Origin of the sequence: Pseudomonas sp. (assembly GCF_028293835.1) — a bacterium.
Classification (GTDB): domain Bacteria; phylum Pseudomonadota; class Gammaproteobacteria; order Pseudomonadales; family Pseudomonadaceae; genus Aquipseudomonas.
The window spans coordinates 1-13,182 of the sequence record NZ_JAQGNX010000060.1; the positions used below are offsets into that span (position 1 = coordinate 1).

At 57.9% G+C, this 13,182-nt stretch carries 6 protein-coding genes and 2 rRNA genes; 3 read left to right on the forward strand and 5 right to left on the reverse strand.

All coding sequences use genetic code 11. From position 1 onward, the window contains the following. The 3 genes from JWR17_RS06795 to JWR17_RS06805 all read left to right on the forward strand — a co-directional run. Positions 1 to 583 (forward strand): 2OG-Fe(II) oxygenase family protein (locus tag JWR17_RS06795; protein ID WP_299829594.1); only part of this gene is annotated, 583 nt, incomplete at its 5' end. A 63-nt stretch (positions 584 to 646) separates the two neighbouring features. After that, a complete protein-coding gene (locus JWR17_RS06800) occupies positions 647 to 1,450 on the forward strand; it encodes an ABC transporter substrate-binding protein (protein WP_299829596.1) in 804 nt (267 codons plus the stop codon). Between the two features lie 56 nt (positions 1,451 to 1,506). After that, entirely contained in the window at positions 1,507 to 3,018 is a 1,512-nt protein-coding gene (locus JWR17_RS06805) for an amino acid ABC transporter permease/ATP-binding protein (RefSeq protein WP_299829598.1), read from the forward strand. A gap of 181 nt (positions 3,019 to 3,199) precedes the next feature. Here JWR17_RS06805 and recD read toward each other — a convergent pair whose 3' ends face one another. From recD to JWR17_RS06830, 5 genes are all read right to left on the reverse strand, one after another. Then, on the reverse strand, positions 3,200 to 5,299 hold the full coding sequence (gene recD / locus JWR17_RS06810; protein ID WP_299829600.1) for an exodeoxyribonuclease V subunit alpha: 2,100 nt from the start codon (positions 5,297 to 5,299) through the stop codon (positions 3,200 to 3,202). Then, a complete protein-coding gene (gene recB / locus JWR17_RS06815; RefSeq protein ID WP_299829602.1) occupies positions 5,296 to 9,003 on the reverse strand; it encodes an exodeoxyribonuclease V subunit beta in 3,708 nt (1,235 codons plus the stop codon). The genes recD and recB overlap by 4 nt, the downstream gene beginning before the upstream one ends. Then, positions 9,000 to 12,485: an exodeoxyribonuclease V subunit gamma gene (recC, locus tag JWR17_RS06820; RefSeq protein WP_299829604.1), complete on the reverse strand. Its 3,486-nt coding sequence runs from the start codon at positions 12,483 to 12,485 to the stop codon at positions 9,000 to 9,002. Before recC ends, recB begins: the two co-directional genes overlap by 4 nt. A gap of 232 nt (positions 12,486 to 12,717) precedes the next feature. Beyond that, positions 12,718 to 12,833, reverse strand: a 5S ribosomal RNA gene (gene rrf / locus JWR17_RS06825). A gap of 158 nt (positions 12,834 to 12,991) precedes the next feature. After that, a 23S ribosomal RNA gene (locus JWR17_RS06830) occupies positions 12,992 to 13,182 on the reverse strand; the annotation flags it as partial.

The following is a 13,182-nucleotide window of genomic DNA, read 5'->3' on the forward strand; positions in this document are numbered from 1 at the left end:
TCGGCTGTTCGACTGCTTCGCCCTCGCATTGGGCCTGGAAGAGGGCTATTTCGATGCGATGGTCACCCGGCCGCCCTCGAAATTACGCTTGATCCATTATCCATTCGACGGTGCCGCCCAAGACGCGCCCGGTATTGGTGCGCATACTGACTATGAGTGCTTCACCATATTGCTTGCCGATCAGCCGGGCCTTGAAGTGATGAACGACCAGGGCCGATGGATCGACGCGCCGCCCGTGGAAGACGCCTTCGTCGTCAACATCGGCGACATGCTTGAAGTGATGACCGCTGGTACGTTCGTTGCAACGGCTCATCGGGTCAGGACAGTGAGCCAGGAGCGGTATTCCTTTCCATTGTTCTACGCCTGCGATTTCCACACCCAAATCAAGCCGCTGCCCAGCTTTGCGCAGGCCGGCAAAGATTATGAGGAAATCGCCATCGGTGAACACATGTTTGGCCAAGCGCTGCAGACCTATCAGTACTTACGCAAGCGGGTGGAGAACGGCGAGATTACGTTGCCGAAAAAAGCCCGAAAACCGTCGAGTTTCGGGCACTTGAAAAATCAGGCTCCGGACGGTCCGTAGATGCAGTTCGCAAACGATTTAATTGTTCAATGCAGCCCTTTTCCTACTGTGGAGTCACCGACGATGCGCAACAAGAACAACACTGCAGTTCGCTTGACCGTATTGGCCGTCGCACTCCTCGGCGCGACGATGGCGCATGGGGCAACTACCGTGACACCGGGACAGTTCAAGGTGGGCATGGAGATTACTTATCCGCCGTTCGAGTCGTACGACAAAGACAAGAACGTGGTCGGTTCGGACCCAGAGTTGTCCACGCTGCTGGGCAAGCACATGGGCGTCAAAACGGACTTCGTCGACACCAAGTTTCCTAGCCTGATCCTCGGCCTGAACTCCGGGCATTACGACGCGATCATTTCCGGGATGTACATCACCCCGGAACGCCAGACTCAAGCGCAAACCATTGCTTACGCCAAAACCGGCGCAGCCATCATGGTCCTTAAAGACAGCGCGATTAAACCGAAGGTCCCGGAAGACCTCTGCGGTCTGAAAGTGGGCCTGGAAAAGGGCACCACCTGGGTACCGCAATTCAACAAACTGTCGACTGACTACTGTATCCCGAATAACAAAGGCGCCATTGCTGTCAGCGAATTCCCTTCCGCACCGGAAGTCACCCAAGCGTTGCTGTCGGGTAACGTTCAGGCTCAAGTGGAAATCGACGGTGCGGCGGGCATGATCGCTGAACATACCAAAGGCCGTGTGGTGGTCAGCACCGAACATTCCATCTATCAGCAAACCCTGGGCATCTTCGTCAAAAAAGGTAACGAGGAGCTGTATAAAGCTCTGCTAACGGCGTTTGATGAAACCAAGAAATCTGGCGAATACGCCGCTCTGTTGAAAAAATACAACCTCGAAGAACCGACCAACTGATTCTTCCCCCCGTTTGACCCGCCGGCTTCCCACGAAGCCGGCAGCTTGAGGTGTGCATGCAATTCGAATGGTCTTACTTTTTTTCTTTGTTTTCTGTGTCGGATTTTTGGGAAGCGTGCGTCACCGTTATCGAACTCAGCGCCTTGGGCTGGTTCATCGGCATGGTGCTCGGGTTTCTATTAGCTTCGGCCAAGCTATCGACTTCCCGGTGGTTGCGCATACCCGCGTCGATTTATATCTGGTTCTTCCGTAGCGTCCCGCTGTTAGTACTGGTGGTCTTTGTTTACAACTTGCCGCAGCTGTTTCCGTTTACGCGTGGAGTGTTGTCGAACCCGTTTTACTCCGGCCTGTTCGCGCTGATCGTGACCGAAGCGGCGTACATGGCCGAGATCCATCGCGGCGGTTTGATATCGGTGGCCAAGGGCCAAAAAGAAGCAGGTCGCGCCTTGGGCATCGGCCTGATTGGCTTGCAGCGATTGGTCGTGATCCCACAGGCTTTTCGGATTTCCCTGCCAACCCTGATCAACGAATACATCACCGTGGTTAAACTGACCTCGTTGGTGTCAGTGATCTCGTTGACCGAGATCCTGACGGTCGGACAGCGGCTGTACGCGACGAACTTTCTGGTCATGGAAACCCTGTCGGCGGTGGCGGTGTATTACGTGCTGATCGTCACGGTGTTCGGCTGGCTGTTGCAACGCCTTGAACAGTATTTGGAAATGAATAATCGCACTCCGCGAGCGCTGGATGAAACCGGGCTCACCAGGTTGCGAGCGACACTGACTTCGCAGCCTTCGCTGATGCGTTCACACGTCGGGCCAGGTGCAGCGCCTGCATTGCAGTTGAACAACGTCCATAAAAGTTATGGCCAACATGACGTGCTCAAGGGTATTGATCTGGACGTTCGTGCGGGTCAGGTGGTTTCGATTATCGGCCCGTCCGGCTCAGGCAAGACGTCGCTGATTCGAACCATTAACGGCCTGGAAAGCGTTGATCAGGGCGAGATCATTCTGTTCGGCGAAAACTTTATTCATGCGGGCGATAATCCCAACAGTCCGCAAATCCGCCGTGGCGTGCAGCGGATCGGTATGGTCTTTCAGAGCTTCAACTTGTTCCCGCACCGGACCATCATCGACAACATCACCATGGCGCCGCGTTACCACGGCCAACCGCGAGATGAGAGTGAGCAGCGCTCCTGCGCTTTACTGGACAAGGTCGGTCTACTGGCGCATGCACACAAGTACCCGCATCAACTGTCCGGGGGTCAACAGCAGCGCGTCGCCATTGCCCGAGCATTGGCAATGGACCCGCAGATTATGCTGTTCGACGAGCCCACTTCGGCCCTTGATCCGGAGCTGGTGGGCGACGTGTTGAATGTCATTCGCGACTTGGCCAAAGAAGGCATGACCATGCTTATCGTCACCCATGAAATGGATTTCGCGATGTCGATTTCTGATCGGGTGATTTTCATGGAAGACGGCAATATCCAAGTGGACGCCGCGCCACAAGTGATCCGCGCCCATGACGCCGGGGACCGGGTGCGCAAGTTCATGGGGTTGGTCCATTGATATAAATCCGGCGCCTCGCCGAAATCTCGGTGGGACAGAACGTGCTCAGGAAGCAGGCAGCGCGGATTGCCTGATAGGCCGCGTTGTGGCAATCGCGAACAAGCTTCCACCTGGATTGTGGATTACCCCGAGTCCAGCGCTTATACCCCGGCCCCGGCGGGGCCGAAACCGAGTAAGCTTTTTATAAACCCAACATCAATCCGCTGAGGCGTTTGACCTTGCGTTTGATGGCGTCTTCAAACACGCCGGGGCGGGGTTCGATGAGGCTGAACCAATGTTTTGCGCGGGTGATGCCGGTGTAGATCAATTCCTTGGTCAGCACTGGGTTGAGCACCTCAGGCAAGATCAGCGCGGTGTGGGCGAATTCCGAGCCTTGGGATTTATGCACCGTCATGGCGTACACGGTTTCGACGTCATTCAGACGACTCGGCAGGACAAAGCGCACACCGCCGCTGCCGTCGTTGCGTGGAAAAGCGACGCGCAATACCCGGCGGCTAATGTCGGTCCCGTCGCGCTCAGGCAAGCGCAGGGCGATACCGATGTCGCCGTTCATTAAGCCCAACCCGTAATCGTTGCGTGTCATTAACACCGGGCGGCCTTCATACCAGTGCTGGTCTTTCTCGATCAGGCCCGCGCTAGACAGCGCATGAGTGATTCGATGGTTCAGGCCTTCGACGCCCCAGGGTCCTTTGCGCACGGCGCACAACAGTTGGAAAGAGTCGAACGCATCCAGCACCACCCGCGCCCATGACGTCCAGCAAGGATCGTCCAGCGCCGCGCCTGCAATCGGTCGCCTGTCAGCCAGTACGCTCAAATAGTGCCGATAGCCTTGTGGTCCCTCAGTAACCTGGCTGTGCCCGTCGATCAGGACGCGCTCAAACCCGTGGTCCTGCTCGCCTTTCAATGCCAGCGCAAACAGATCCTTGTGCGTGCGCGCAGCAAGCAAAGCCCTTGCATCACCGGCCTGCTGCTGGTTGACCAATCGGGACAATTGGCCAATACCACTGCCCTGCACAAATCGCCGGGAATGTCGCAGCATCACCACTTGTTGCGCCAATGGAAATTGCGCGGCGTCCCCCTGCTGCAAACCACTGCGGTTCAAGTCTTCGCCGCTGGCCGCTTGCAACCAGGCCTGAGTTTGCGGGCTGTACCGCCCGGCTTCTGCATCCCGGCAGAGATCACCCAATACCGCGCCGGCCTCTACCGATGCCAGTTGGTCTTTGTCGCCAAGCAAAATCAGGCGCGCGTGGGGCGGCAGTGCGTCCAGCAGATTAGCCATCATCTCCAGGTCGATCATCGACGCTTCGTCGACCACCAACACGTCCAGCGGTAGTAAATTGCCGGCGTGATGGCGAAAATGCCGGGTACCGGGCCGACTGCCCAGCAAGCGGTGCACGGTGGCGACATCGCTGGGGATTTTCTGCCGAACCTCTTCCGCCACGTCCAAAGACTGCACTTGATGGCTGATGGATTCGGTAAGCCGCGCCGCCGCTTTACCGGTGGGTGCAGCAAGACGGATCCGCAACGGCAAGCCACTCTCTACCGCAGGCGCCTGCAGCAAAGCCAACAAACGAACAACGGTGGTGGTTTTACCGGTACCGGGGCCGCCAGTGATGATGCTGAACGCGCCGCGAGTCGCCAACGCGCAGGCAAGTTTCTGCCAGTCGATCAAGGCGTCCGGGGCCGGGTTGGCCGCGCCGAATAACCCATCGAGCCGCTGTGCCAGGTCCACCGGCGTCGCTTCCTGCTGCGCCAGACGCTGACGCAACGCGTTGTCGATGCGCCGCTCGTAGCTCCAATAGCGGCGCAGGTACAGACGCCGGTCCGACAACACCAATGGTTTTTGCGCAGCCCCTTCGCTGTGATCATCGGCTAGCGCGACTAACGGACTGGCGGCCAATGCCTGGCACCAAGCGCTTCCCTCCAAAGCCTCTAGCAATTGCGAAGGCAACAGCATTGGGCCGCCTTGCGCGTCGCCTTCGGGTGGAAGCGACAGCGCAAAATCCGGTTCCTTCAGGGTTTCATACAGGTCAAGGCATACATGCCCATGACCCAATTGGTGACTGGTCAAGGCCGCCGCGAGCAATACCAACGAATCGGCGTGGGGGTCCAGCTCGCTGAGAAACGCGACGAAGGCACGATCAAGGGCACGCAACCAGCCGCGTTCGACCCAGCGCTCCAGCAGCAACAGCAGATCGTCGACCTTACTTAGCGGAGCCAGCGCGGACAGGCTGTGCGCGTCCAGTGGAGTGGGCAACAGTTCGGCGAATGAGCGACTCATGCGGGTTCTCCTGACAGTGCATCTTCCTGAGGCGTTCTGTTGCCTTGAAACAGTTGGTCTAGGCCTTCGATCAGCTCACGGGGCGGACGGGTGAAATAAAGTCCCTGACTGGCCGCGCGGCTGCCGCGCAGGAACACATACACCGCGCCGCCCATGTGTTTGTCGTAATCGTAATCAGCCAGGCGCGCCTTGAGCTGGCGATGCAAGGCCAACAAATACAGCACGTATTGCAGGTCGTAACGGTTTTCCAGAATCGAGGCAATCATGGCGTGTTCGGTGTAGGCATCGTCGTCAGCCCCCAGCCAGTTGGATTTGTAGTCGGCCACGTAGTAACGCCCCTGGTGCTCGAACGTCAGGTCGATAAAACCCTTGAACATGCCATTCAGCGAGACCGTTTCCGCCGCCGCTCTAGGCGCGCCGTGGTGGGTGTAGCGACGAACCAAAGCATCCATTTGCGCCACATCGACCTTGTGACAGGCGAACCAGAATTCCATTTCGATCCGGTACTGGTTTGGTTGATCGAGGGCACTCAAGGACACCGGCTGATCGCCTGCCGCCAAACGCAGCGGCATGTTCAACAGATGGTGCAGCCAATCGGTCAACGTAGGAATCCAGCCCTCCCATCCACGGCGATTACAACGACTGCCGACGGCCTTTTCGAGCGTGACCGGATCCGCTGCGACCGCAGAAAACCGTTCTGCACCGGCCCACTCCAGCAGTCCATGGAGGAAAGTCCCAGGGTTTGGGCCGCGTGGGAAACGATGGATATCGCCGCCGCTCACCAGCACCTCGCGAGGGGCGTCTGGGTCGAGTCGTTCGTCGTCGAACAGCTTTTGCGCTTGCGGGCTGTCTGGGGATTGATCGCCATCGGTAATGGTGTCGCCGATGCGTAAGGCGCTGTAGGAAGCAATCCACCAGTTCTCAGCGGCGCGACGTTTTGGCTGGCGCGGCTTGAGCAATATCGCGTTGTTGTGCGGCGCGCTGAAGATCTCGGCGGTGGCCACCGGCATAGGCATTACATTCACCGCCGGGCAACCTTCCCCCAAGTCTCGCAGCCAGATGGCGAGGGCGGCGGATTCAGCCAACGGCGCGCCGCCACCCAGCAAATAACCCAGGGCAGAATTGTTCAGCACCGAACTGCCGTTGTTGCCACGCTTGAGGTCTGCCACGCCCAACCAGCAGACGGATTCCGCCCGGGTGAGGGCAACGTAGAGCAGACGTAAGTCTTCGGCCAGGCGCTCGTTGTCGGCTTGTTCGATCAGGGCTGCCGTGGGTTTGAGGCTAATCTGCGCTTTGCCTTCCTCATCGTGGAAGTGCAACGGCAGTCGGCTGCCATCCACTGGTTTCGATGAACAGATGAAGGGCAGGAATACCAACGGATATTGCAGTCCCTTGGACTTGTGAATGGTCACAACTTTGACCAACTGTTCGTCGCTTTCAAGCCGCAGGATTTGCTCCTCGCCAGCCTGGCCCGATAACGCCAAATGCTCGCCAAGATGGCGGATCAACGCTTGCTCGCCGTCCAGTTCCGCAGCGGCTTGTTGCATCAATTCAGACAGGTGCAGCAAATTAGTCAGGATACGCTCGCCGTCGTTGCGGCTGACCAGCGCCTGGGGCAACTGGAAGTCATGCAGCAGGCGCCGCAACATCGGCAGCACGCCTTGGCTGCGCCAGATCTGACGATAACCACGAAACTGCATGACCCGCGCCTCCCAGGCCAGTTCGTCTTGATTCAAACGCTCCAGCTCGGCCAGCGACAGGTTCAACGTAATGCAGGCCAATGCCCCGCGCAGGGTGCGTTCGGAGTCCGGTTCGGCGCAGGCCTTGAGCCAGGCCAGCAGGTCGTGAGCTTCTTGCGCGGCGAACACCGAATCTTTATCCGACAGATACACGCTGCGCACACCACGGGCGGATAACTCGCCACGTACCGCCTGCGCCTCCTGGCCGTCACGCACCAGAATCGCAATGTCAGCCGGCAGCACACCCCGCAAGATTTCCCCTTGCCTGGCAAAGCCAGCGAGGCCTTGCTGGCCCTGGTTGAGCAAACGCGCTATCTCGCTGGCACAGGTGGCGGCCAACTGCTGACGATAGACTGCGCCAGACACCGGCTGCTCGCTTTGCAGGTGCCACACATTCAGCGCCGCAATGGTTTGGCCTTCAACGGTGAATTGCTCCTTGCGTCCTTGGGCTGCCGCTGGAAGGAACGGGACCGAATTACCTTTGCTGTTGCGGAACAGAAATGCACCGCGCCCGGCAGGACGTTGCTCAGCCCGATCGAACACATGATTGACCGCGTCGACCATGGCGTGACTGGAGCGGAAGTTTGTACCCAGGGTGTGCCAGCGGCCTTCGGTGGCAGCGCGCGCGCTCAGGTAGGTATAGATGTCGGCCCCACGGAAGGCGTAGATCGCCTGTTTCGGGTCACCGATCAGGAACAATCCGGTGTCTTGACTGTTCTCTTCAAGGCGGTAAATGCTATCGAAAATGCGGTACTGCACTGGGTCGGTGTCTTGAAATTCATCGATCAGCGCCACCGGAAACTGTTCGCGAATCAGGGTCGCCAAACGCTCACCGCCAGCACTGCGCAGTGCGGCGTCCAGCCGAAGCAGCATGTCATCGAAACCCATTTCGGCGCGGCGACGTTTCTCTTCTTCGAAACGCTCGCCCACCCACTGCGCGGCATGTTCAAGCACCGCTGCATCAGGTGTCGGCAATGTGTCGAGACTGGCCTTGAGGACCAACATGGCTTCCAGCGCAGGGTGCGACGGCGCCTGGCCCTTCCAGGCTTCGGCAAAGCCATCGGGCGTAAGGCGAGTGAAGCCGGTGCCGAGGTCCAAGTCTTCCTGATCCTCGTCAGCCGCCCAGGCGATGAGCTTTTCGAACCACGGGCGGAAATAGCGCTCCTGCATTTTGCGGCCATCGACCAGCTTGCAGGCGACACCGTCCAGGCAAATGATGTGCAGCTCTGCAGCCCAATTGCTCCATGGGAATTTTAAAATACGCAGTGCTTCTCGGCGCTCCTCCAGAGAGGCTTCGATCAGTTGCGCGGGCTCTTGGGTGGCGATGCTTCGGTCTGTGCCGAACAAGGCTCGGACCCGAGGCAGCAGCGCTGCGGGACTGCTCCAATGTTCGCGAACCCACTTCAACGCATAGCCTGACATCGGGTAGCAGAAACGCCGCCAATAATCGCGCAGGACTTCGCTGAGCAATTCGCTGTGGTCGGTTTCCAGGGTCTGGGTGAACAGGCTGCCGCTGTCGAATGCATGCTCACGCAGCATGCGCTGACACCAGCTGTGGATGGTTGAAACCGCGGCTTCGTCCATCCACTGCGCGGCGATATCCAGACGGCTGGCGCAGGCGGACCATTGCTCAGGCGTGAACTGATCGCGAAGCTCGGAGATCAACGCATCCGGCGAAGCAATTTCGTCGCGGAAGTAACGGGCAGCTTCCGCCAACCGTGTACGGATGCGGTCGCGTAGCTCTTTGGTCGCCGCGTCGGTAAACGTTACTACGAGGATTTGTGGCGGTAATAATTCACGGCCGAAACCTGACTCACCGCCATGACCGAGCACCAGCCGCAGGTACAGCGCGGAAATGGTGAACGTCTTGCCGGTGCCCGCACTGGCTTCAATCAGTTGGCTGCCATGCAACGGGAAGCGCAGGGCCAGGGAGCCTGTGGGTTTTTGTAGTTGATCAGCGCTCATGGGTTGCCCCCCTCAATGGACAGGGATTGCCAGGCAGCTTCGTAGATCGGTCGATACAACGCATCACACCAGCCGACAAATTCTTCGCTGTCGGTGAGTGCGTGAAAATCCGGAAACTGACGGGCGAGCGCGGTACTTTCCCGGCGTTCGCCGTTGGTTTTCACGCCATCACCTTCGTATGCTTTGCAGGCTGCGACCTCAGCTTTACTGGCATCGCTTTGGCCAAGCCAGGCGAAAGCGGTTTTAACGGCAACCGGCAATGGGCGTTGCATACCGGTTTGCCAGGCCATCAGCAGATGAGTGAGAATTTTAATCGCCGCGTGTTTCTCCAATGGGGCTAACAGCAACGTTTCGTCGCTGGCCACTAGCGCAGTGCTGAGGGGCAGACCGCAGGCGCATGCGACTACATGCACCACCCACGGCCGCGTCAGCCGATGCCACTTGCGGGTTTTCTCGGACCCAATGGAATTGGGAATTGCCGTCACGGCCAAAAATTCACCTTTGCTGTTCCGGTGCAACGCGCTAAGCCAGCCATCCAGGCTTATTTTTTCATGGGCGAAGCTGACTGGCAGCGCACTGGCCAGCGGTTCTGGCCATCTTACAAGCAGGTCTTGATAACGCTGCAGCAGGCCGGGCAGTGGCTCAATCAACTCTTCTTGCAAGCTGGTGCCGAAACCGGCCATGGGTAATAAACCGCTGCCTTGCAATCGACGGGCTTGGGCGCTTAGGGCCTCGCTTATCTGCTCGGGCTGGGTCAACCCGGCGTTGAGCAAACTTTCGCTGAGGCCATAGCGTTCTAGCGCGTCGAGCACGAAGGGTTCTTCGTCAGCGAGGGGCGCTTCGGCCACTTCGAAATAGATCTTCAATCGCTGACTGAAGAAGTGGCGCACCGGGTTACGTAAAAAATCCTGAAGTTGCGCGAGGCTCAGTGGTTCGTCTTGCTGGTGCTCGGACAACGGTAGGATTTCGCTGACGTCGGATTGAGGCTCGTGAAGCACTTGCCATTCCCGGGCGAAGCTAAAAAATTCGGTGCCTTGGTGAAAGTACTCACGACTGAACGGCTGTAAAGGATGCTCAAGGGTGAGTTTGTGTAGCAGCTGCTGGCCGGGATCGCGCTTTTTTTCGTCCTCTGGCAGGACAGCATTTTGTAGCTTCCAGCCGCTAGCGAGGTGGTCGCGTAGTTGACCGATCAGCACTGATGCTGGGCGTTCGCTGTTATCGCGAATGCTGCGACCGACCCAGCTGATATAAAGCTGATCACGGGCAGATAGCACGGCTTCCAGAAGCAAATAACGGTCATCTTCGCGACGAGAACGATCACCCGGACGGTAATCGCTACCCATCAGGTCGAAATCCAGCGGCGGTTGCGCGCGGGGGTAATCGCCGTCATTCATGCCGAGTAAACACACCAGCTTGAACGGAATCGCGCGCATCGGCATTAACGTGCAGAAGTTTACCGAACCCGCTAGAAATCGCTGTGACAAACGCCCCTGGTCGAGACCGGCTAACCAGGCTTCGCGGACAACAGTCAGTGGCAGCTCGTCCTGCAAGCCAACCGCCTCGCAGGTTTCCAGCCAGGTTTCACGCAATTGCTCAAGCTGGCCCAGCAGGTAATCATCATGCTCGCTGTCCGCCTCGAAAAATAACTGCACCATGGCTTGCATGCGCATGCCCCACACTTGCGGGGTCGCCGGCAGGGAGAGTTCGCTGTGTGCAACCTGCAGGGCATCAATCAACGAAACCAGCGGACCGATCAGCGCGGCGTCGAGCCCTCCAATCTCGTCATAGGGTTCGATGCCATCAAAGGCAGTACCGGCACCGACGGCGTAACCCAGGAGCATTCTGCGCAGGCCAAAATGCCAACTGTTTTGTTCCAGTTCATCCGGCAAACCGAGGCCAGCGCGTTGCCGGGCATTGAGCCCCCAACGTACACCGGCGCCTTCGATCCAACGATGCAAGGTGGTCAGATCACGCTCTTTGACGCCAAAGCGTGCACGCAAGGCTGGCACATCGAGCAAGTCGAGAATTTCGCTTACCGGAAAACGGCTGTCGGGAATTTTCAGCAAATGTTCGACGGCGATGAGCAACGGCTCACGGCCTCGCTGGCCCTGGTCCGCGAGGGTAAAGGGGATGAAACGCCGATCATCGCGCTCGAGCTGACCAAACACTGCGCGAATATGGGGGGCGTAGCTATCGATGTCCGGGACCATGACAATGACGTCCCGCGGTCGCAGATCGGGGTCTTTGCTGAAACGAGCGAGCAATTGGTCGTGGAGAATCTCGACTTCACGCTGGGCACTATGGGCGATGTGGAAGCGGATCGAGCGATCGTTCGCCGGATCGACAGCGGGCCACAGTTCGCGGGTTTCGTTGAGCGGCCGTAGCTCCAGTATGTCGTCCTGAAGTTGGCTCAGGACAGTATGGGGGTCGCTTTCGCTGAATAAGTCGATACGGCCGTCTCTGAACGCGGCGCGGTAGCTGTTTGGGTCGTCGTAGCTGTCCAGTAAATTGATGTAGTCCCGACCTTGTTTGCCCCAGGCGGCAAGCAGCGGATGTGCATGTTGATGCAGCGCCTCAGGGTCTAACACAACGGGCATTCCGGTCTTGCGGGCTTGACGTTTGTACTGGTGTCGCAACAAATCCTTGTCCGCAACGATGTCTGCCCAATGATGGCGGCAAGGGTTATGAACGCAAAGCAGCACCTGGCTGAACTTTGCCAGACCGGCCAGTGCTTCAAGCGCTTGCGCGGGCAATGATGAAATACCGAAGACAATGACTCGCGACGGTAATCCTGCAGGTGCTTCGGTCAAGGCGTTGATGCGCTCGATAAAACGCTGATGAACGCCAGCGCGGCTCTGTCCCATGCCTTCTTCACCCACATCGAGCAACAGCGCACGCCACAATTCGGCTTGCCAGCAATTGGCGGCAGTCAGCGCCTTGGCCTCCCCTCGACCATTACGCAATTGGTGGCGGCCTGCGGCCCAGTCTTCCAGCCAGTCCGCGCGATAGACCTGATACTGGTCGAACAGGTCCGCCAAGCGCTCAGACAATTGATAGCGCTTGCGCAGATCGGTATCAGCGGTAAGAAAGCGCTGCAGAGGCTCGAAATGCGGCTGATCAATCAACGAAGGAAGCAGTCGCATCAGACGCCAGGTCAGGGGAGCCTTGTCCAACAGCGAGGCCGGCGGGATTTGGTCGCGGCCCAGCACAACGCGATACAGCTGCCACATGAAACTGCCGGGCAGTTGCACGTCTATCGCAGCTGAAATGCCGCAACCACCAAGGTCATCATCTTGAGGGTCTTGCGCTAACGCCAGCTTCAACCACTGGGCAATGCCATTGCTTTGCACCAAAGCAATTTCATTCTCCAGCGGGGCCAGTGGATAGCGACGCATCCAGGAAACGACGAGACTGCGCAATTCGTCCAGTCGGTTGCCATGAACCACCATGAATCCAGCACTGAGCGTCTGTGTAACCGGCATAGCTGCTTCCTTGACTGATACCGTCGGTGGTGTCGCTTACAGACGGCTCATTAATTGAATAACCAATGGCCGAACCATAAGGGCATGCGGGCAGGATTGCCAGATTGGCGTGGTCGATATGCTGAAAGGACGTTAGATCGCTGGAATCAATGTGGTTTGCCCGTTCAGCTGTTTTTCTTACGGACAAACAAAACCCCTGAACGCGTAAGCGATCAGGGGTTCTGGAAGTTAATCTTGACGATGACCTACTCTCACATGGGGAAACCCCACACTACCATCTGCGATGCATCGTTTCTCTACTGTGTTCGGGATGGGATCAGGTGGTTCCAATGCTCTATGGTCGTCAAGAAATTCGGGTGCCGAAGTGCTTGTCCCTTGCGGGGCGTGCACGTCAGCCAAATGGGTAGGTGATAGATCTGTGGGTCTTGCAAATTTTCGGTTGTGTCGTCTTCACACACATCAATCTGCTTCACTCTTTTCAAAGCGGCAAATTGCTTGGGTGTTATAAGGTCAAGCCTCACGGGCAATTAGTATGGGTTAGCTCAATGCCTCACAGCACTTACACACCCCACCTATCAACGTCGTAGTCTTCGACGGCCCTTCAGGGGACTCAAGGTCCCAGTGAGATCTCATCTTGAGGCTAGTTTCCCGCTTAGATGCTTTCAGCGGTTATCTATTCCGAACATAGCTACCCGGC